This window comes from Streptomyces sp. NPDC001732 (assembly GCF_053596315.1).
This window is the reverse complement of sequence record NZ_JBSFFY010000006.1, coordinates 65991-86403: the sequence shown is the minus strand read 5'-3', so window position 1 is coordinate 86403 and position 20413 is coordinate 65991. Positions and strand designations below refer to the sequence as shown.

The 20413-nt window shown below is 71.0% G+C and carries 20 protein-coding genes; 13 read left to right on the top strand and 7 right to left on the bottom strand.

From position 1 onward, the window contains the following. Nucleotides 1-81 precede the first annotated feature (81 nt). Nucleotides 82-1251, top strand: a complete 1170-nt coding sequence (xylA, locus tag ACWCXX_RS09330) for a xylose isomerase (RefSeq protein WP_451125725.1) — start codon at nt 82-84, stop codon at nt 1249-1251. Nucleotides 1252-1269: 18 nt separating this feature from the next. On the opposite strand, the gene ACWCXX_RS09325 is transcribed toward xylA, so the two are convergent. From ACWCXX_RS09325 to ACWCXX_RS09305, 5 genes are all read right to left on the bottom strand, one after another. Beyond that, the gene (locus ACWCXX_RS09325; RefSeq protein ID WP_451125724.1) at nt 1270-2538 is read right to left on the bottom strand and encodes an ROK family protein; all 1269 of its coding nucleotides are present in this window, start codon (nt 2536-2538) and stop codon (nt 1270-1272) included. Between the two features lie 180 nt (nt 2539-2718). Further along, nucleotides 2719-3363, bottom strand: a complete 645-nt coding sequence (locus ACWCXX_RS09320) for a DUF305 domain-containing protein (protein ID WP_451125723.1) — start codon at nt 3361-3363, stop codon at nt 2719-2721. After that, entirely contained in the window at nt 3360-4001 is a 642-nt protein-coding gene (locus ACWCXX_RS09315) for a DUF3105 domain-containing protein (protein ID WP_451125722.1), read from the bottom strand. Before ACWCXX_RS09315 ends, ACWCXX_RS09320 begins: the two co-directional genes overlap by 4 nt. A gap of 86 nt (nt 4002-4087) precedes the next feature. After that, a complete protein-coding gene (locus ACWCXX_RS09310; RefSeq protein WP_451125721.1) occupies nt 4088-4513 on the bottom strand; it encodes a hypothetical protein in 426 nt (141 codons plus the stop codon). A 28-nt stretch (nt 4514-4541) separates the two neighbouring features. Beyond that, nucleotides 4542-4808 carry a hypothetical protein gene (locus ACWCXX_RS09305; protein WP_451125720.1) on the bottom strand — a complete coding sequence of 89 codons (267 nt, stop codon included), beginning with the start codon at nt 4806-4808 and terminating at the stop codon, nt 4542-4544. Between ACWCXX_RS09305 and ACWCXX_RS09300 the strand changes: the two genes are divergently transcribed. After that, nucleotides 4807-5145: a hypothetical protein gene (locus ACWCXX_RS09300; RefSeq protein ID WP_451125719.1), complete on the top strand. Its 339-nt coding sequence runs from the start codon at nt 4807-4809 to the stop codon at nt 5143-5145. The genes ACWCXX_RS09305 and ACWCXX_RS09300 overlap by 2 nt on opposite strands. Nucleotides 5146-5187: 42 nt before the next feature. Here ACWCXX_RS09300 and pcaB read toward each other — a convergent pair whose 3' ends face one another. Then, nucleotides 5188-6549, bottom strand: coding sequence for a 3-carboxy-cis,cis-muconate cycloisomerase (gene pcaB / locus ACWCXX_RS09295; protein WP_451125718.1), 1362 nt, complete (start codon nt 6547-6549; stop codon nt 5188-5190). Nucleotides 6550-6931: 382 nt separating this feature from the next. On the opposite strand from pcaB, the gene ACWCXX_RS09290 reads away from it, so the two are divergent. Beyond that, entirely contained in the window at nt 6932-8569 is a 1638-nt protein-coding gene (locus tag ACWCXX_RS09290) for an FUSC family protein (protein WP_451125854.1), read from the top strand. Continuing rightward, nucleotides 8566-9072: a MarR family winged helix-turn-helix transcriptional regulator gene (locus ACWCXX_RS09285; protein WP_451125717.1), complete on the top strand. Its 507-nt coding sequence runs from the start codon at nt 8566-8568 to the stop codon at nt 9070-9072. The genes ACWCXX_RS09290 and ACWCXX_RS09285 overlap by 4 nt, the downstream gene beginning before the upstream one ends. Nucleotides 9073-9202: 130 nt before the next feature. Here the strand turns inward: ACWCXX_RS09285 and ACWCXX_RS09280 are convergent, their stop codons facing one another. Continuing rightward, the gene (locus ACWCXX_RS09280) at nt 9203-9988 is read right to left on the bottom strand and encodes an IclR family transcriptional regulator (protein WP_451125716.1); all 786 of its coding nucleotides are present in this window, start codon (nt 9986-9988) and stop codon (nt 9203-9205) included. 632 nt (nt 9989-10620) lie between these two features. On the opposite strand from ACWCXX_RS09280, the gene ACWCXX_RS09275 reads away from it, so the two are divergent. From ACWCXX_RS09275 to ACWCXX_RS09235, 9 genes are all read left to right on the top strand, one after another. Then, complete coding sequence (locus tag ACWCXX_RS09275; protein ID WP_451125715.1) at nt 10621-12231, top strand: sensor histidine kinase; 1611 nt, start codon at nt 10621-10623, stop codon at nt 12229-12231. Continuing rightward, nucleotides 12228-12635, top strand: a complete 408-nt coding sequence (locus ACWCXX_RS09270; RefSeq protein WP_148832530.1) for a roadblock/LC7 domain-containing protein — start codon at nt 12228-12230, stop codon at nt 12633-12635. Before ACWCXX_RS09275 ends, ACWCXX_RS09270 begins: the two co-directional genes overlap by 4 nt. Next, the gene (locus ACWCXX_RS09265; protein ID WP_451125714.1) at nt 12632-13003 is read left to right on the top strand and encodes a DUF742 domain-containing protein; all 372 of its coding nucleotides are present in this window, start codon (nt 12632-12634) and stop codon (nt 13001-13003) included. The genes ACWCXX_RS09270 and ACWCXX_RS09265 overlap by 4 nt, the downstream gene beginning before the upstream one ends. Then, nucleotides 12984-13598: a GTP-binding protein gene (locus ACWCXX_RS09260; RefSeq protein WP_451125713.1), complete on the top strand. Its 615-nt coding sequence runs from the start codon at nt 12984-12986 to the stop codon at nt 13596-13598. Before ACWCXX_RS09265 ends, ACWCXX_RS09260 begins: the two co-directional genes overlap by 20 nt. 69 nt (nt 13599-13667) lie before the next feature. After that, complete coding sequence (locus tag ACWCXX_RS09255; protein WP_451125712.1) at nt 13668-15239, top strand: cytochrome P450; 1572 nt, start codon at nt 13668-13670, stop codon at nt 15237-15239. 261 nt (nt 15240-15500) lie between these two features. Beyond that, on the top strand, nt 15501-16847 hold the full coding sequence (locus ACWCXX_RS09250) for a 6-phospho-beta-glucosidase (protein WP_451125711.1): 1347 nt from the start codon (nt 15501-15503) through the stop codon (nt 16845-16847). Nucleotides 16848-17221: 374 nt separating this feature from the next. Beyond that, a complete protein-coding gene (locus tag ACWCXX_RS09245; protein ID WP_451125710.1) occupies nt 17222-18604 on the top strand; it encodes a cytochrome P450 in 1383 nt (460 codons plus the stop codon). A 68-nt stretch (nt 18605-18672) separates the two neighbouring features. Next, a complete protein-coding gene (locus ACWCXX_RS09240) occupies nt 18673-19689 on the top strand; it encodes a UbiA family prenyltransferase (protein ID WP_451125709.1) in 1017 nt (338 codons plus the stop codon). 4 nt (nt 19690-19693) lie between these two features. Beyond that, nucleotides 19694-20386 carry a ubiquinone/menaquinone biosynthesis methyltransferase gene (locus tag ACWCXX_RS09235; protein WP_451125708.1) on the top strand — a complete coding sequence of 231 codons (693 nt, stop codon included), beginning with the start codon at nt 19694-19696 and terminating at the stop codon, nt 20384-20386. The last annotated feature ends 27 nt before the right edge of the window (nt 20387-20413 follow it).

The window sequence follows — 20413 nt, the reverse complement described above, 5'->3', positions numbered from 1 at the left end:
CAAATAGGGTTCGGCCGCATGGAACCACGGGGAACCGATGCGCAGGCCCCGGGCCGATCCGTACCGAAGGCGGCAGAGACGATGACGGAATGCTTCACGCCCACCCCCGAGGACCGGTTCACCTTCGGACTCTGGACGGTGGGCTGGCAGGGCCGCGACCCGTTCGGCGACGCGACCCGCGCGGCGGCCGACCCGGTCGACACCGTGCGGTGGCTCGCCGAGCTGGGCGCGTACGGCGTGACCTTCCACGACGACGACCTGATCCCGTTCGGCGCGACGGAGACCGAGCGCGAGGGGATCGTGAAGCGGTTCCGGCAGGCACTGGACGCGGCCGGACTCGTCGTCCCCATGGCGACGACGAACCTCTTCACGCACCCGGTGTTCAAGGACGGCGCGTTCACCGCCAACGACCGCGACGTACGCCGCTACGCGCTGCGCAAGACCCTGCGCAACATCGACCTCGCCGTCGAACTGGGCGCCACCACCTATGTGGCCTGGGGCGGCCGAGAGGGCTCGGAGTCCGGGGCCGCCAAGGACGTACGGGTCGCCCTCGACCGGATGAAGGAGGCCTTCGACCTCCTGGGCGACTACGTGACCGAGCAGGGCTACGACCTGAGGTTCGCCATCGAGCCCAAGCCGAACGAGCCGCGCGGGGACATCCTGCTGCCGACCATCGGCCACGCCCTCGCCTTCATCGAGCGCCTGGAACGCCCGGAGCTGGTCGGCGTCAACCCGGAGACCGGGCACGAGCAGATGGCCGGACTGAACTTCCCGCACGGCATCGCGCAGGCGCTGTGGGCGGGCAAGCTCTTCCACATCGACCTGAACGGCCAGTCGGGCATCAAGTACGACCAGGACCTGCGTTTCGGCGCCGGTGATCTGCGCCAGGCGTTCTGGCTCGTGGACCTGCTGGAGACGGCCGGTTACACGGGCCCGCGGCACTTCGACTTCAAGCCGCCGCGCACCGAGGACCACGACGGGGTCCGGGCCTCGGCCGCGGGCTGCATGCGCAACTACCTGATCCTCAAGGAGCGCGCCGCGGCCTTCCGCGCCGACCCCGCCGTGCGGGAGGCGCTGCGCGCGTCCCGGCTCGACGAGCTGGCCCGCCCCACGGCCGAGGACGGCCTGGCCGGACTGCTGACCGACCGGTCGGCGTACGAGGAGTTCGACGTCACGGCGGCGGCGGAACGGGGCATGGCGTTCGAGGTCCTGGACCAGCTGGCGATGGACCACCTGCTCGGCGTCCGCTGAATCCGCGGCCCGGGTACGTCAACGGGCCGGCCGGGGTACGTCAACGGGCCGGCCCGCCGCGTGCGCCGCGTACGCCACCGGGTCGGCCAGCACCTCGGTCATCACCAGTGCCGCGGCGCCCCGGGCCGCGTCACCCGCGACGGACGAGGCGCGCAGCCGCCCGTCGCCCGGGGACCAGAGCCCCGACACCACACGGCCGGTCAGCTCCCCCTCGACGGCGGGCGCTAGCCACGGCATCAGGTTCCGGTAGATCCCGCCGAGCACCACCGCGTCCGGGTCCAGCAGGTTCACCGCCCCGGACAGCACCCGCCCCAGCATCCGGCCCGCCTCCGTGACGGCGGCCACCGCCCGCCCGTCCCCGTACCGGGCGCGCCGCTCCAGCTCGGCCACCGCACCGCCGCCCGATTCCTCGACCCCGGCCGCCCGCAGGAGCGCGGCCTGCCCGGCGTACTGCTCCAGACAGCCGCGCGAGCCGCACCGGCACCGCGGCTCGTCCGCCACCACCACGTGCCCGATCTCCCCGGCGAAACCGTGCGCCCCGCGCAGCAGCTCACCGTTGACGACCAGCGCACCACCGACGCCGATCTCGCCCGTCAGATAGAGGAAGCTGCGGATCGTGTCGAGCCCGCCGAACCACAACTCGGCGAGCGCCGCCAGATTGGCCTCGTTCTCCGAACGCACCGTCAGCGCCTCGTGACCCGGGCGCGCGGCGGCGAACGCGGCGGCGAACAGCTCTTCGGCCGGAACCCCGTTCCAGCCCAGGTTGGGGGCCTGGCGCACCGTGCCGCCGGACACCAGGCCGGGCAGCGCCAACGCCGCCGCGACCGGGAAGAGCTGCTGCTCGCGCGCCGAGTCCAGGGTGCGCGCGGCGATGCCGGCGGCCCGCGCCAGGACCTCCGCGGGCGGTGCGCCGCGGTTGTCGAGGTGTTCGGTGAGCCGCACCCGGTCGGTGCCCGCCAGATCGACGACGCACACCGACACGTAGTCGACGTTGATCTCCACGCCGAGGCCCGCGGGCCCGGAGCGCGCCACTTCGAGCGTGGTGCCGGGCCGTCCCGCCTGCCCGCTGAAGGTCTTGCCGGACTCGGTGAGGAACCCGGTGCGGAGCAACTGCTCGACGAGCGAGGACACCGCCGCCCGGGTCAGCCCCACCCGCGCGGCGACCCCGGCCCTGGTCGCCTCGCCCGCACCCTCCTCGCGGACGGCACGCAGCACCAGACTGAGGTTGCTGCGGCGCACGGTGTCCTTGTCGGCCTTGGGCCCCAGCGGAGTGAGGTTGCTCTTCATGTCGGGGACGAGCCTATGCGATCCCCTGTGCGAACCCCGGTGCCCGGTGCCCGGCCGCCGTACGGGGCCGGGCACCGCCCGCGGGGGCGTACCGCGTCCGGAAGCAGCCCGTCCGCGCGGGAGGAACCCCACGGACGGGCCGCCGCCGGAGCCGGGTCCGGACCGGGTGCCGGGGTCGGATCAGGCCGTCGGGCCGCGCTCTTCGAGCAGGCCCGCCATGAGCGCGATCTCCGCCTGCTGGCCCCGGACCATGCCCGCCGCCAGGTTCCTGATCAGATCCGTTTCCGCCGAGGCGGCCGCGGCCCGGCCCATCTCCGCGCCCGCCCGGTGGTGCTCGGTCATCAGCTCCAGGAACAGCACCTCCGCCTTCCTGCCCTTCGCCGCCCGCAGCCGGTCCAGCTCGGTGTCGGTCGCCATGCCGGGCATCAGCGAACCGTCGCCCCTGGGAGTGAAGGCGTGTCCCATCCACGCCATCGGCCTGGCACCGGACGACTTCGCCCGGCCCCAGCTCTCCAGCCAGCCGAGCATCATGCCGCGCTGATTGGCCTGCGTGTTGATGATGTCGTACGCGAGCAGGCGCACCGCCTCGTCGGAGGTGCGGTCCCGGACGAGGAACGACATCTCGACCGCCTGCTGGTGGTGGACCGACATGTCGCGGGCGAAGCCGACGTCGACCGAGGTGTCCGACGGGGCGACCGCGGCGGGGCCGGAACCCGCGGACGCGGGCGGCCGTACGAGCATCAGTGCGATCAGGCCCAGCGCGAGCAGCAGCACCGTGCCGCCCGCCACCACCATCGGGCGCGAGGAACGGACGGCGGGCGTCATCCGGCGACCCCGCCGCCGCAGGCAGCGCCCGGCTCCGGGGTCTGCGGGCCCTGCACGTACTTGGTGAAGAACTGCTCGACACGTGCGTCGGCGGCGCCCGTCACCGGCACCTGCTTGCCCCAGGCGCTGAGCATGAGCGGCGCGGCCTGGTCCTCGACCGGGCTCATCAGCGAGTAGGGCGTCGCCTCGACCCGGGTGCGGAGCTTCTCCACGTCGGCGGGCTTCGCCCTGCTCGTGTACGTCACCCAGACCGCGCCGTGCTCCAGGGAGTGCACGGCGTTCTCCTTCGGTATCTCCTTGGTGTAGACGTCGGCGTCGCAGTTCATCCAGACCGGGTTGTGGTCGCCGCCGACCGGCGGGTTCATCGGGTAGGAGACCGGCTTTTCGACGTGGTTCCGGGGGAGCTCGTCCCAGGTCCGCTCGCCCTTCACGGGCGAGGACTTGGCCTCGGCCTTCTCCTTGTCGTCGGCCGCGGACATCAGATATCCGCCGCCCGCGACGAGCGCGGCCACCACGGCGACGGATGCGGTGAGGGTGACGATGCGGCCGCGCCGCTCACGGGCCCGCTCCTTGCGGCGGGCCTCCTCCAGTCTGGCGCGGCGTGCGGCGGAGGCGTTCTGGTTCTTGGCGGAAGCCATGGGGGTCCTTCGGTTCAACAAGGCTGATGGGATCGAGGGCATGGGAAAGCCCGCTCTCCGGTTTTCCGGGGAACGGGGTCCTGCCTCTAGATCCGTTGAACCTGCAGACGGAGATGGTCGACCTCGCGCACGGCGTCGTTGGACGGGCCGCGGATCGCGGCGGCTCCGGTGAGCGGGGCGGCGGGGGCGGTGACGGTGGCGCCGGGAAGGGCCGCGGGCGTGCTCTGGCCGGGCAGCACGGCCGGTGTCGCGTGCTCGACGGTGCCGTGGCAGGAGCTGCCCACGCCCCGGTCCGCGGAGGTGTCGGCCACCACGGACGGCACGAGCACGGCGTGCACCGGAGTGACGGCCCGGACGGCGACGGAGGTGCTGTGGGCCTCGGAGCCGTGCGCGGACGGGGACGGGACCGAACAGCACGTGACCATGGCGAACAGCATGAAGAGCCAGCCGAGGACGACGGGGGCGCCGATGCCCCGCCGTCCTCGGTGCTGCTGTCCGCCCGGTCCGTTCATTCCGTCATCGTACGCGGTGTGTGAAGTTTCAATGAGGGGTGGATGCCCGTACGGGCCCGGTGCCGGATCCCCGGGGCACGGCGGGCGCTCGGTCCCGTTCCACGTCCACCTCGGTGAGCCGGGCGGACCGCTCGGGGTCGGCGCGGCGGATGCGCAGCGCCACCACGAGGCCGGCCGCGAGCACCACCGGAAGCGCCGTGCCGACCGTGGCCGTGCGTCCCGTGAGCAGGTCGAAGTGGAGCGTGGCGAGCACGGTCGGGACCGCGAGACCCGCGAAGGCGATCGACGGCGACATGGAGGGCCGGCTGGACTTAGTGTTCGCCCTGGCCGGCCGCAAGGACGTGCCTCTCGACATCCATCTGTCCGACGGCGACATGCTCGCCCGCGCCCATCTGCTCGCCTACCGCACGGACGCCCGCACCGACGCCGAACTCGCCGCCTGCTACGAGGCGGTGGCCCGGGGCGGGGCCGCGCTGCTCGGACTGCCCGCCTCCCGGCTGGAGCCCGGCGACCCGGCCGACTTCGTCCTCGTCGCCGCCGGTTCGCTGCCCGAGGCCGTCGTGGACCGCCCGATCCCCTCCCTGGTGGTACGCGCCGGGCGGATCGTCGCCCGCGGCGGCGAACTGGTCTGACCCGGGCGGCGCGGCCGGGCGCGACGATGCCCCGGGGAGCGGTCAACCGCGGTCCAGGGCACGGTCGGTGAGCGCGCCCGCGCAGCCGGTGTACCGGGCGGGCTCGGTCAGCTCCGTCAGATCGATCCCCGCCAGCTCGGGCTCCTCGTCGAGGACATCGGCGAGGACGTCGGACAGGTCCGTGGTCTCCGCGCGGGCCCGGACGGCGGCGCCCGCCAGCACCGCGGCGGCGCGCCTGCGGCCGATCCGCTCCGCGAACACGGCGGCCAGCCGCTCCGAGACGATCAGCCCGTCGGTGAGCTGGAGGTTCTCCCGCATGGCGTAGGGGACCACGCGCAGCCCCCCGGTCAGTTCGGCGGCGTCCCGCGCGGCGCCACCGACCAGCCGCAGCAGTTCGCGCAGCGGCTCCCACTCGGCGTGCCAGGCCCCGGCCGGCCGCTCGTCCTCGGCCGCGAGCGAACCGTACAGCGTCGCCGCCAGGCCGGGGGCGCGGCGGGCCGCCGCCGCGATCAGCGTGGCACGCACCGGATCGGCCCTGTGCGCCAGGACGGACGGGCCGTCTTCCTGGACCTCGGCGACCTCTCCGATCTCGGTGCGGGACAGGGTGAGCACATCGGCCGCCGTCTTGCCGAGCGCACCCGCCGTGAAGGCCAGCGCGCCCGCCAGGTCGGCGATCGGGGTGCGCAGGGTGTGCCAGGGCAACAGCGGTTCGGCCAGGCCGAGTTCGTTCGCGAACATCTGGAGCAGCGGCAGCCCCGGATCGATCCCGTCGGTGTCGGTGGCGGGCGTGTAGGCCGCGAACGCGGCCAACGTCCCCGCGGCGCCGCCCAGTTGCGCGGGCAGCGACTCCCGTACGGTCGAGAGCCGGTCCCGTGCGTCGAGGATCAGCGCACGCCACCCCGCCGCCTTCAGCCCGAAGGTGGTCGGTACGGCGTGCTGGGTGAGGGTGCGACCGGCCATCGGGGTGTTGCGGTGCGCGGTGGCGAGCCGTGCCACCGCGTCCGCGGCCCGCGCCAGGTCGTCGAGCACCAGCGCCAGGGTGCGCGCGGCGACCAGCATGGCGGCCGTGTCGAGGATGTCCTGACTGGTCGCGCCCCGGTGCACGTACGGCCGGAAGTTTTCCGCCACCCGGGCCACGAGGTCCATGGCCAGGGGGACGACCGGATCGCCGCCCGCCCGTGCGCGCAGCGCGAGGTCCCGTACGTCGAACCGGCTCATGTCGGCCGCCGCCGCGGTCACCGCCTGCCCCGCACCGGCCGGGGCCAGCCCGCAGTCGGACTGGGCGCGGGTGAGCGCGGCCTCGGCGTCGAGCATCGCTCGCAGGAAGGCGCTGTCGGCGGTGGCCGTCTCGGCGGGGGAGCCGGCCCGCCCGGGGGCGAGCAGTCCGGCGTCGCTCTCGTACATCGGCTGGACTCCAGGTGGGCCTGCATCGGCGCGCGCCGCGGCCGGATGCCGGACCGGTGGGTGAGCGGGTGCGTGGGCGCTGCGATCAGTGTGGCCCGGGGTCCGTCGGCCGGCGACCCCGGGACCGGGCGCCCGGTCCGGCCCGGCCGGGCGCGGGACGGTGCGCGGGAGGGACCCGGCCGTCGGGCCCGCTTTTGCGACACGCTCCGGCCCGCATCGCCCGTCCGGGGGAGGGGGGCTGCCGAGGAACTCCGAGGAAATATTTTACGAGTGTAATACCTGCTAAAGTATTTGAGTGAATGATGCAACCACCTTGTCCCGGCAGCCCTCCGTCCGCAGGCTCCCGCTGACGGCCCCGCTGCGTCTCGCCCGGCCCTCGGACATGTGGTTCAAACCGGCGCTGAGCGTGGTCGTCGCCACCGCCGTACCGGATCTGGTGCTGCTCGCCGTCGACCGGATCGACCTCGTGATGTACACGATGGCCGGTTCGCTCTGTGCCCTGTACGGCCACAACCTGCCCTACGCCCGTCGTGCCCGTGCCGTCGCCGGAGTCGTCGTATCCATGCTCGTCGGCCTGGCGGCATCGCTGGTCGCGGCCTCCCTCACCGGGTCGGTCACCGTACTGATCGCGGTGGGGGCGGTCCTCGCGGCCGGGCAGAAGATGCTCTGCGACGCCACCCGCATCGGCCCGCCCGGACCGGTGATCTTCACGTTCGTCACCTCGGCCGCGCTCTTCGCCCCGCAACGACTCGGCCAGATACCGGGGCACCTCGCGCTGACCCTGGCCGCGGGGGTGATCGCCTGGCTGGTCACGGTCGGCCCCGCGCTCTTCCGCAGGGAGGGCCCGGAGCGCCGGGCGACGGCCCGCGCCCTCGACGCGGCCGCCGCCCACCTGGCCGAACCCGGCCCCCGCACCCGGCACGCCGCAGCCACCGCCGTGCACGCGGCCTGGCAGTCCCTGCTCGCCGCCGGACGCCCCAACCCCGTGCGCCGGGCACTCGAACGCCTCGTCGTCCACGCCGAGGCGGCACTGGCCAAGGGCACCCTCGCCGCCTCCCCGGGTGCCTCCGCATCCGTGCCCGTCCTCGCGCCGGACCCCGACCGGCTGCGGGCCTGGGCGCGACAGACCCGTGCCCGTGGCCCCGTCCCCACCCCGCCGGCCGCCCCGGGCACCTCGGAGGAACCGTTCGGCATCGACGCCGAGCGGGCCGCCCGGCACGGCACGAACCGGCGCGAGGCCCGCCGTGCGCTGCTGCGCGGCCTCGCCCCCGGCTCCCCGCTGCTGCCCATCGGCGTCCGCACGCTCATCGGCTGCGCCCTGGCCGGATACGTCTCCCAGGCGGTCGGCGTCGGCCGTCCCTACTGGGCGATCGTGACCGCCGCCTCCCTCTTCCAGGCCAATGTGACGCTGTCCTGGAACCGCGCCCTGCAACGCACCCTGGGCAATCTGATCGGCGTCCTCGTCTTCGCCGCAGTCCTCCCCGTCAGCCGCACCGGGCCCCTGGCCCTCATCGGCTTCTGCCTGTTCTTCGGCTTCGCGGCCGAGGCCCTGATCACCCGCAACTACTGGCTCGGCTCCGTCGCTGTCACCCCGATGGCGCTGCTGGTGCTGGAATTCGGCGGCACCCATCCGGCCGGCGAACTCATCGGTGACCGGGTCCTGGACACCGTCATCGGTGCCGGGACGGGTCTGCTCGCCACCGTGCTGGTGACCAACCGCCGGGCCGGCGGCCGCCTGGAGAAGGCCCTGGCCGCCACCGACCTCGCCCGCGCCCAGGCCGTGAGCGCACTGGCCGCGCCGCGGACCGAGCCCGCCGTCCTGGACGCCGCCCGCCGCAGGCTGACCGGATCGCTCGTCGAACTGCGCGACGCCGAGGACACCGCGGCAGGCGAATGGTGGCAACGCGCCCTGCCCCAGGAGCAGGTCCTCGCCGCCGAGCAGGCCGGACACCGTACGCTCGCCGCGACAGCGACACGGCGGGGGCCGATCGCCCCCGCCCCGGAGAACGGAGCGGTGTGACCGACGACATCGTCGCCTCGGTGGTACGGCAGTGGCAGGCCGTCAACCCGGAGCTGGACACCGGACCGATGGAACTCATCGGCCGCATCAACCGCTGCGCCGCCCTGCTCCAGCAGGCGGAGGACGCCCCGCTGCGCGCCGCCGGCCTGACCCGCGCCGAGTTCGACCTGCTGGGGGCCGTGCGCCGTACCGACCGCGAACTGACCCCCGGCGAGCTGGCCAGGGAGACGTTCTCCTCCGGCGCCGCCGTCACCAAACGTCTGCGGGCCCTCCAGGAACGCGGTCTCGTCGACCGCCGGGGCGACGAGCGCGACCGGCGCGTCAACCACATCCGTCTCACCGAGGAGGGGCGCGAACTGGTCGACATGCTGCTGCCGCGACAACTGGCGTACGAACGCGCGGTCCTGTCGGGCCTGGACGAGCACACCCACGCCCGGCTCAGCGCCCAGCTCGGCGAGTTGCTCGTACAGCTGGAGGGACGGATCGGCGGCACCCGCCACTGACCCCGGCACCGAAGGAACCGCCGCGGCACGGCCCGTACCCGCGCGGTACGGGACCGGTCCTCCGCCTGCCGTGCCGCTCCGGCGTACGCCCGGCTCCACGCGCCCGCGCGGTGCGGGGAACCGGCGCGCGTCATCGCTGCGGCGTCTCCTCGTGCCCCGCGTCGGGTCCGTCCAACAGCGCGGCGGAGCGGCGGAGTTCCTCGGCCCGGCGGGCGAGCGCGGCGTCGTCGCCCCGGTCGGCGGGTGCCGAAGCGGTCAGGGCGAGCCGGTCGCGCCAGCTGGACCCGGTCAGGAGGACGGCCACGGCGTACACGCCCCGGACCGCCTCCCCGCGGCTGACCGCGTATCCCCGCCCACGGATCTCGTCGAGTTCGGTGAGCAGCGCGGAACGCGAGGTCGGGGCATTTGACGTGGCCGTCGGCAGTTCCTCCCGCGGGTAGAGGGCGCAGACCTGTTCCGGCGTCATCCGGGAGAGCAGCATCTTGCCGCCCGACGTGGCGTGGGCGGGGTACGTACGGCCGACCCCCGGCATCACCCGCACCGGGTGCGGGGACTCGCGGCCGTCGGTGACGACGATCCGGTCGCCGATCAACGCCGCACTCTGCACCGTCTCGCCGGTACGCAGCAGCGCGTCCTCCAGCACGGGGCCGAGCCGTTCGCGGATCGCCGCGCCGAAACCGGCGGGGAGCCCGAGCCGGACCAGCTCGGGACCCGGTGAGTAACCGCGGCCGGAGGCGTCCCGGACCGCGAAACCGCGGCCCTCCAAGGTGCTGAGCACCCGGTGCGCGGTGGACCTGCCCACGGAGAGCAGCTCGGCCGCCCGGGAGACGGTCAGCCTGTCATGGGTGAGGAACAGCCGCATCAACCGGAGTCCGGTGTCGAGCGATTCGATGGTGTAGCCCCGCGTCGGCCCCATGGCGCGTCCGTTCCTCGTCGGTTCCGGTGCGTCTCGTGACGCGACGTACCCGGACATGATCCGGGACGGCGGCCCGGTACGCGGCCCGCGAGGTCCGAACCGGGCCCGGTCCGGGGGCTGTTGCCCGGACGACGAGGCCGTACGACTGCCTTCCGCGCCGTTCGTCACTTCGACGCCTCGGCCGGTCACCCTTCCCCGGGCCGTGAATGTGTCCCTTTCGATCCTTCTCGATTGTACGTACGACTGTCCTCTTCTGCGGGACGTACTGGCGGGCGATGCGAGAGGGGGGTGCTGTTTGTAGTCATGGAAAAGGTGAACTCTGCGTTTGATGGCCTGAGTTGATCGACCGGGGCGCCCGAGTTCCGTCCCGTCCTGCGGTACGAACTCCGCTGCGAAGCGCTCGATATTGGCCACGGTCACTCCTTGTGTACGGGTGACGGCGGTGTGTGCAAAAACTCGTGAGTGTATTACCGCCGGAGCGCTCGCGCAGGGGGTTGGGTGAATATGCCGAAGCCCTGATTCGATCTGACTAAGCTCACGCGCAGTGAAGTCGAGTTGATATGAATTCGAGCGCTTGTTCCCGACTGTCCTGCAAGCGCTGTACCTCCCGAATCAACCGCCAGAGGTTTTAGATGGTCCGTGTTGAATCACCGCCGATCGACCGAGAAACCCCAGTCGTTCGTGCCGTGCTGCTGCCCGTGCTCCTGATCGGCGGCGCGACCGCCGCCGGGGTTGCGCTGGTCTCCGCGGCCGCGCGGATACCAGTCGTCTGGTGCGGCGCGATCACCACCGTCGTGGTCGTCGCACTCACCGTCCAACTCGCCCGCAGGGCCCGCGACCTGCGCGCCCAGCGAGCTGCGTACGAACGCCGCTTCGACGACCTGGAACGGCGCATCGCCACCCACGACGACGAGACCGTGCGGATCAGCAAGGTGCTCCTGCCGGCCGCCATCCACCGTCTGCGCGTGGGGAATTCGCCCGAAGAGGTGCTCCGTGACGTCGTGGACTCGGACGAGGCGTACCGCGACCTGCCCGACGCCCAGCGCACCCTCGTCTACACGGTGCTCAACATCATCGACAACGAAGAAGCCATGCGCGACTCCGCGCAGCGCGCCTTCGTCAACGTCGCCCGGCGCGTCCAGGCGATCGTCCACCGTCAGGCGAGCGAACTGCGCGAGATGGAGGAGCACCACGGGCGCAACCCCGACGTCTTCGACGACCTGCTCCGCATCGACCACGGCACCGCGCTGATCGGCCGCCTCGCCGACTCCATCGCGGTACTCGGCGGCGCCCGCCCCAGCCGTCAGTGGCCCAAGCCCGTACCGCTGTTCAGCGTGCTGCGCGGCGCCATGTCGCGCATCCTGGAGTACCCCCGCGTCGATCTGCACTCGATCGCCAAGGTCGCCATCATCGGCACGGCCGTCGAACCGCTCATCCACGCCTGCGCCGAGCTCCTCGACAACGCCACCCGCTACTCGCCCCCGCAGACCCGGGTGCACGTCACCGCCGTCGAGGTGCAGACCGGCATCGCCATCGAGATCGAGGACGGCGGCGTCTCGCTCAGCGAGGAGGCCCGCTCGCGGGCCGAGAACATGCTCGCCAGGGCCCAGGCCGGCTCCAACATGAACGACCTCGGAGAGTCGCCGCGACTCGGCATGGCCGTCGTCGGACGCCTCGCCCGGATGTACGACCTCCAGGTCTCCTTGCGGCAGTCCGCGTACGGCGGCGTCCGTGCCGTGCTCATCGTGCCCCGCGCCATGATCACCACCGGCCCCGCCCCCGGCATCGCCCACGGCATCGGCGCCACGTCGAGGCCCACCAGCGACATCGACCAGGAGGCCATGAAGCACGTCGTGCCGGCCCGACGCAAGCCCCGCACCCCCGTGGCCCAGCGCCCCGCCACCGGACCGGTCGCACCCGTCACCAGGCCGGTCCTCCCCGCGGCCGCCATGGAGGACGACGTTCCCGTGGTGACCGAGTGGACCGCCGGAGGGCTTCCGCAACGCCGCAGCCGCGGCCGCGCACCCCTCGGTTCGCACAACCTCCCCGCCCAGCCCGTCGACCCCACCGCCGGACAGCGCAACGGCCACGCCAACGGCCACGGCCCGGGAGGCGAGAACGGCAAGGAGCAGCCGCCCGGACTCTGGCTGGAGGCATTCACCAACGCCGTCAACGGCGTGCCGCAGGACCCGAAGACCGACGAAGACTCCGATGACGCGTGGGACAGGGGAGACCTGAAGTGATCCAGCAGCGGGGAAACATGGACTGGATGCTCAAGCAACTGGCCGACGACGTACCGGACATCCACCAGATCGTGGTGCTCTCCGCCGACGGTCTGCGCATCGCCCAGCACGGCGGCGACCCCGATGTCGCCGACCGGCTGGCGGCGGCCTGTGCCGGACTGCAGAGCCTGGCCGCCGCCGTCGCTTCCGAAATCCCTTACAGCGACGGGCTCATGCGCCTGGTCGTCATCGAGGTCACCGGCGGCTTCTTCTACCTGATGGCTGCCGGGACGGGCGCGTACCTCGCGGTCCTGGCCGGCGAGACGGTCGACGCCGGCCTCGTCGGGTCGCGGATGCGCGACATGGTCGTCAGGATCGGTGCCCATCTGACGAGTCCGCCCCGCCACGACGGGCTGTCCGGATGAGTTCTCCCCGACGAGAGCGCCGAAAGGCCGATCCCGCCCTGAGCGACCCGGAACGGCTGTACGTGATCACCGGCGATCCCGACGGCAGCGAGCGAGCGGCTCTCGACCTGGTCACGATGATCGTCGCGAAGGCGCAGCCGACGCCGACGGTCCAGCCCGAGCAGGCGGTGATCCTGCGGCTCTGCCAGGGACCGTTATCCGTCGCGGAGCTCTCCGCGTACCTCGGACTGCCCTTCAGCGTCGTCACGTCGCTCCTCACCGAGCTCCTCGCCGCCGAACTCATCGAATCGCGCGCACCCATCGTGCGCGCCACCCTCCCGGACAGGTCCCTCCTCGAAGCGGTGATGCATGGACTTCAGAAGCTCTGACACGATCACCGGACCCCGGCGCGAGGACGTCCTTCCCACCACGGCGACCGCCGCGGTGAAGGTCGTGGTCGTGGGCGGGTTCGGGGTCGGCAAGACGACCATGGTCGGCTCCGTCAGCGAGATCCGGCCACTGACCACCGAAGAGACCATGACCCAGGCCGGCGTCGGCGTGGACGACAACTACGGGGTGGAGAGCAAGACCGCCACCACCGTCGCCATGGACTTCGGCCGGATCTCCATCAGTGAGGAACTGGTCCTCTATCTGTTCGGAACACCGGGCCAGGAACGTTTCTGGTTCCTGTGGAACGGACTGTTCGAAGGCGCCCTCGGCGCGGTGGTCCTCGTCGACACCCGCCGTCTCGAAGTCAGCTTCGACGTCATCGGGCGACTGGAGGAGCGCGGCGTACCGTTCGTCGTCGCCATCAACACCTTCCCCAACGCCCCGAAGCACCCGGTCGAGGCACTGCGCAGTGCCCTGGACCTCCCCGAGGAGGTCCCGATGGTCGACTGCGACGCCCGGCTGCGCGGCTCCAGCCGCGACGTGCTGATGACCCTGATGCGCTATCTGCACAGTCTGGCCCTCCCGCTCGCCTGACCGCAGTACCCACCCCCCTCACGCATCCCCACCCGTCTGGTCCTTGGAATCCTGATCCCTGGAGCGATCGTGACAACCCCATTCCCCTACGAGTCCGGAACGGCCCAGGGGTCGTTTCCGCCCCCCGAGTGCCCGGCCCACGGCCTCGGCCTCGGGCCCGGCGGACTGCGCCGGTTCTACGGCCCGGAGGCCGAGCGGGACCCCCACGGGCTCTACGAGAAACTGCGCGCCGAACACGGCACCGTGGCCCCCGTACTGCTGCACGGGGACGTGCCCGCCTGGCTGGTCCTCGGCCACAGCGAGAACCTGCACATGACCCGTACCCCTTCGCAGTTCTCCCGCGACTCCCGGCGGTGGCGGGCCCTGCAGGACGGCAGTGTCGCCCCGGACCACCCGCTCGCCCCGATCTTCACCTGGCAGCCGATCTGCGTCTTCGCCGACGGCGCCACCCACGAGCGCCAGCGCGGCGCGGTCACCGACAGCATGGGCCGCATCGACACCCGCGGCGTCCGCCGGCACGTCAACCGCTACAGCAACCGGCTGGTCAACGAATTCTGCCAGGAAGGCCGCGTCGACCTGGTCAGCCAGTTCGCCGAACGGCTGCCGATGATGGTGATGTGCGCGATCCTCGGCATGCCCGAGGAGTACAACGACCGGATGGTCCAGGCCGCCCGCGACATGACCCGGGGCACGGCGACCGCCGTCGCGAGCAACGCCTACGTCCTGGAGGCGCTGACCCGGCTCGTCCAGCGCCGCCGCCGCGAACCCGCGGACGACTTCGCCACCTGGCTCGTCGAGCACCCCGCGCGGATGAACGACCAGGAGGTCAGTGAACACCTGCGGCTGATCCTCATCGCCTCCTACGAGGCGACCGCCAACCTGATCGCCAACGTCCTGCGGATGGTGCTCACCGACCCGCGCTTCCGGGCCAGGCTCAGCGGCGGCCACATGACGGTGCCCGAGGCGGTCGAGCAGACGCTGTGGGACGAACCGCCGTTCACCGCGGTCTTCGGCCGCTGGGCGGTCGGCGACACCGAGCTGGGCGGCAAGCAGATCAAGGCGGGCGACGCCCTGATCGTCGGCATCGCGCCGGCCAACACCGACCCGGTCGTACGACCCGACCTGAACGCCGACATGGCGGGCAACCGCGCCCATCTGGCGTTCAGCGGCGGCCCGCACGAATGCCCCGGGCAGGACATCGGCCGTGCCATCGCCGACGTCGGTGTCGACGCCCTGCTGATGCGACTGCCCGACCTCGAACTCGCCGTCGACGAGAGCGAGCTGAGCTGGGTCGGGAACGTCATGAGCCGGCACCTGGTGGAGCTCCCGGCGGACTTCGCCGCGCGTGCGCCGCAGGACGACAGGGAACCGCCGTCCATGGGGAAGCCCAACGCGCAGCGCCAGGACTGGGAGGTGCAGTCGGCCGTCCGGCACACCGCCCCCACCCCCGGGCGCCCTCCCGTCCCGGCCCCCGCGCCCGCCCCGGCCGCGACGGGCACGGCCACCATGACGACGGTCGTCGACGAGGCGGGGAGCGCCCCCGTCGCGCAGCCCGCCGTGGGCCGCATCCCGCAACAGCGCGGCCAGTCCGCGCCGGTCAGGCTGTGGCGGGCCGTCTCCCGCTGGTGGAGCGGCAACTGACCCGACCCGCCCGACGAGGTGCGGACAGCGCCGGCGTCCGGCCCGGTGGCCACGGACCAACACCCCCGGTCCGCGGCCACCGGGCCGGACGCCGTTCGCGCGAATGCCGCTCGTACGGATGCCGTTCGCAGGGGTGCGGTCCGTGCGGATGCTGCTGGTACGGATGCTGCCCGCGCCGGGACGTGTCCGGAGGTCCGGGCGGGCCCGCGGACCGGAGTCGTTCGTGCCCGGCCCGATCCGTCCCCCGTACCATGCGGAAGCGTGAAGCTGACAATTCTGGGCGGCGGCGGATTCCGGGTTCCCCTCGTGTACGGGGCGCTGCTCGCCGACCACGCCGAGGGCCGCGTATCGGCGGTCACCCTTTACGACACCGACGCCGACCGGCTCGCCGCGGTGGCCCGGGTACTCGCCGAACAGGCCGAGAACGTCCCCGACGCGCCCACCGTCGATGCCACCACCGACCTCGACGAAGCGCTGCGCGGCGCCGACTTCGTCTTCTCGGCGATCCGGGTGGGCGGCCTCGAAGGCCGGGCGGCCGACGAACGCGTCGCCCTCGACCAGGGCGTGCTCGGCCAGGAGACGGTCGGGGCGGGCGGCATCGCCTACGGGCTGCGCACCGTGCCCGTCGCCGTCGATCTGGCCCGGCGCATCGCCCGGCTCGCCCCCGATGCCTGGGTCATCAACTTCACCAACCCGGCCGGCCTGGTCACCGAGGCCATGTCCCGCCACCTCGGGGACCGGGTCATCGGCATCTGCGACTCCCCGGTGGGCCTCGGCCGCCGCATCGCCCGGGTGCTCGGTGCCGACCCGGACCGGGCCCGGATCGACTACGTCGGCCTGAACCACCTGGGCTGGGTCCGCGGACTGCACATCGACGGCCGGGACGAACTCCCGCGACTGCTCGCGGACCCGGCCCTTCTCGGCTCCTTCGAGGAAGGCCGGCTCTTCGGCGCCGACTGGCTGCGATCGCTGGGCGCCGTCCCCAACGAGTACCTGCACTACTACTACTTCAACCGGGAAGCGGTACGCGCCTACCAGGACGCCGAGCAGACCCGCGGCGCCTTCCTCCGCGAGCAGCAGGAGGGCTTCTACGCCCGGATGAAGGACCCGACGGCCCCCGCCCTGGCCACCTGGAACCGCACGCGCGCCGAACGCGAAGCCACCTACATGTCGGAGAACAGGGAGGTCGCCGGAGTCGGCGAACGGGACGAGAGCGATCTGGAGTCCGGCGGCTACGAGCAGGTGGCGCTCGCCCTCATGCGGGCGGTCGCCCGCAACGAACGGACCACGCTCATCCTCAACGTCCCCAACCGGACCACGCTCCCGGTGCTCGACGCCGAAGCCGTCATCGAGGTGCCGTGCCTGGTCGATGCCAACGGCGCCCGCCCCGTCGCCGTCGACCCGCTCCCGTACCACGCCGTGGGCCTGGTCACCGCGGTCAAGGCCGTCGAACGCGCCGTCCTGGAAGCGGCGGAGAGCGGTTCGCGCGCAACCGCCGTGAAGGCCTTCGCACTGCACCCGCTGGTCGACTCGGTGACCGTCGCCGAACGCCTCGTCGACGGATACGCCAGGGCCCACCCCGCACTCGCCCCTCTGAACCGTTCCTGAACAGGGCCCGGACGACGCTGGCCGGTCGCCCCGCGGCCGGGCGGAATTCAAGCCGACGGGGTCAAGCGGTGAAACGGGCGGTAACAAGGCCAGTGGCATATTGAGGTCAAAATTAATGTCCCCGGAATGACAGGGCTGTCGGCGGTCGCGGAGGAGACACGACGTCCCGGAACGATTGGCCACTTCCTGTCATGGGCATTGCCTCGTCCGACCTCCTGGGAGTAAGACCTTGTACCGTCGGTACGATCTTGCACCGTCGGGGGATTTCGGTGTGCCTGTTCCAGGCGGCGACGACCTGCCCATCCGGTGTGCTCGGTACGGACTCTCACATCCGGCGTCATGTATCACGTGCCGGCTGACCAGGGGGATCGGGGATGGCGGGAACCGTCGGCAGCGCACTGCCCACAAGGAAGTTACGGCACGACAGCGGAGTTCTCTCGGCGCCGACGGCGCCTCGGGCACACGTCCCGGTGGTCGGGGATCTTCTGCAGTTGCGGTCGAACCTGCTGAATGCCATCCAGTACGCCGCTTCGTCCGGCAGTGAAGTCTCGTACTTCAATGTCGGCCCCAGGAGCATGATTTTCGTAAATCGAAGCACTGCGGCGGACATTGTCCTCTCCGATATCCACACCTTTGGCAAGCCGGGTGGCGAGAATCCTCTCAGGCTGGTGCTCGGGGACGGCCTGATAAGCAATCCGTACCATGACAACTGGCTGCAGCGGCGAAGGGCTTTCCAGCCCATGTACAGCCGCCCCAGCCTTGCGGGCATGCGGCAGAAAATGGCTGACGTCGTCGCCGACCGCATGGAGCGGTGGGGGCGCTTTGACCGGACGGACCTGAACGTCCACGAGGAAATGCTGGCTTTCGCGCTCGACATCGTCTCGACGTGCATGTTCAGCCGGTGCGGCGACACGGTCTCCGAAATAATCACTCCGGGAACGGCCTCGTTCCTGCTCGACTTCGTCGAACGCCGGATCCGGGCACCCTTCTCCTTGCCGGTGAGCGTGCCGAGCCGTCGGAACCGTAGTTTTGCCTCGACTCTGAAAGGTCTCGACGACCTCGTCTACCGGCTCGTGGAAGAACGCCGTGGTACCGGCGAACGGCATGGTGACCTGCTGGACTTCCTGCTGGACGTCAGAGTCGGCGACGGCGCGACTCCACTGACCGACCTCGAGGTCCGTGACGAGGTCCTGACCACGTTCCTGGCCGCGTACGAGACCACCGCCAGTGCGCTGACCTGGGTTCTCTACCTGATCGCGTGCTACCCGGAAATTCAGCAGCGTGTCCGGCAGGAGGTGCGTTCGCCTGCATCGGCTGCCGGAAAGGAGCCGCAGCGCGGCACGTTCCTGGAATGCGTCATCAATGAGGGCATGCGACTCTTTCCGCCGTCTCCGACCATTCCGCGTCAAGCCAAGAAAGACACGCTCATCGGTACGGCCAAGGTGCCCGAAGGAGCATTCGTGATGCTCAATGTTGCGGCCGTCCACCGGGATCCGGACATCTGGGAGCGGCCCGACGAATTCATTCCCGAACGTTTCATGAACGGCGTACCCGGAAAGGGGAAGTATCTTCCTTTCGGTGCCGGCGCCCATATGTGCATCGGCAAGGGATTCGCCATGATGGAGATGAGCATGTTGCTGGCGAGTGTCATCGACAAGTTCGAAATATTACCAAGGGACTCCGCAGGCCCTGAACCCATGGCCCTCATCACCCTGAGGCCTCGTGACGGTTTCGGACTGACCCTCAAAAGAATCTGAACCCCATTGTGGGTGTATGTCCTCCGGAAACCCGCGAAACCATGGAGAGAGGCTGACCAATGCGCCGCATGGCACGTTTCAACGCGACAGTCGAGCTCGTGCGACCTCGTACGCTTCTTGTCAGTCCCCTCTCGTTCTGCGTGGGTGCAGCGGTGGCCGACCACCGCTTCGACCTCGTGATGCTGCTGGGCATAGCATTTCATGTCATCGCACCCCTGGCGGCCAACGCCCGCAATGCCGTGACCGATCTCGTGGAGGACGGGAAGAACGTACCGGGCCGCTTGAAACTGGTCGAAACGGCAGGTGTTGGGGCTCTCCAGAAGATTGTTTTCGTGGGCCTCGGCGTCATGCTGCTGATATCGCTGCTGATATCGCTCGCCCAGACCGTCATCTGGGCATTCAGCGTCTTCCTGGTGCTCGGCTACTCCTCGCCGAGGTTCCGGCTGAAGGGCCGTCCGGTCATCGGCATGGCGGTTTTCTCGATGGCGGTCACGGAACCGTACATCGCGGGCGTTCTCCTCGCGGACTCGTGGTGGGAGGTCCCTCACTACGATTCCTACCTGCCGCTTGTTCTCGGAGTTTTCATCTTCTTCTGGTACTTCGCGAAGGGGATCATGAAGAATGTCCCCGACTACGCGGGGGACAAGGAAGCGGGACTCAGGACGATTCCGGCACTCATGCCGTCGCAGCACTCGGCCGCCTGGGTCGCCGCGGCAGCGACATCGCTGGTCTACCTCGCGTTCCCGGTACTCGTTCTCGTCGCCGACATGCCCGATCGTCTGGTTTACGTGGGCCTGATGGCGCTGCCGGCCGTGGGTAACATGGCCTCCATGGTCCGAGCCCGGACACAGGTCGAGTACAACCTGGCCGGCCAACGGGACATGTACGTGTCCGTTGTGTTCCTCGGCCTTCTGCTCTTCGGGGTGCAACCGTCGATGGGCTCGGCGCTGATCGGGCTCATTGCTCTCGCGGTCATGGTCGGGACGGACGTGTTCGGGATGGACTCCCGAATGAGCCGTCACCTCGATCGGGCCGAGTCGACAACGGGCGTTCCTGGCAGAGGAGTTCTGAAAGTTGGCAAATGACCGGATGTCCCGCGACAAAGGCTCCGAAGTACACGGGATCTTCGAGAAGATCGCCGGGTACTACGACCGGATGAACTTCGTCATGACGCTCGGCCGCCACGAGAAATGGTGTCGTGAGGTGGCCGCACGGGTCGCTCCGGCCGGTGGCGGAGAGCTCCTGGACCTGGCCACGGGGACAGGCGTGATCGCCCTGGAAGCGGCACGGAGACACCCCACGGCCACGGTGACGGGCGTCGACTTCTCGGAGGAGATGCTGAGTCGCGCGAGGACCAAGCCCGGGGCGGACGCGGTGCGGTGGCAGCATGCGGATGCGGCCCGGCTGCCGTTCGAGGACGAGTCCTTCGACGGGATCACCGAGGGGTATCTGCTCAGGAACGTCGAGGATCTGGACGGAGTGCTCCGCGAGCAGTACCGGGTCCTCAGGCCCGGTGGCCGGGTCGTGATCCTGGAGACGTGTCCTCCGAGCGGTCTGGTGAAGCCGATCGTGGGGTGGGGAGTCCGCGTGTTCGTTCCATTGCTGGGACAGATCGTGGCGCGCGACCGGTCGTCCTACACCTATCTCGAATCCAGCACGCTCGCCTTCGAGTCGCCGCAGCACATCGCCGGTGTGCTGAGCGGACTCGGTTTCCGGGAGATCGGGTGGCGCAAGAAGTTCTTCGGGACGAACGTCATCCTGTGGGCCACCAAGCCGAGTTGACGGGGTCGGTGTTCCCGACCCGTAGAC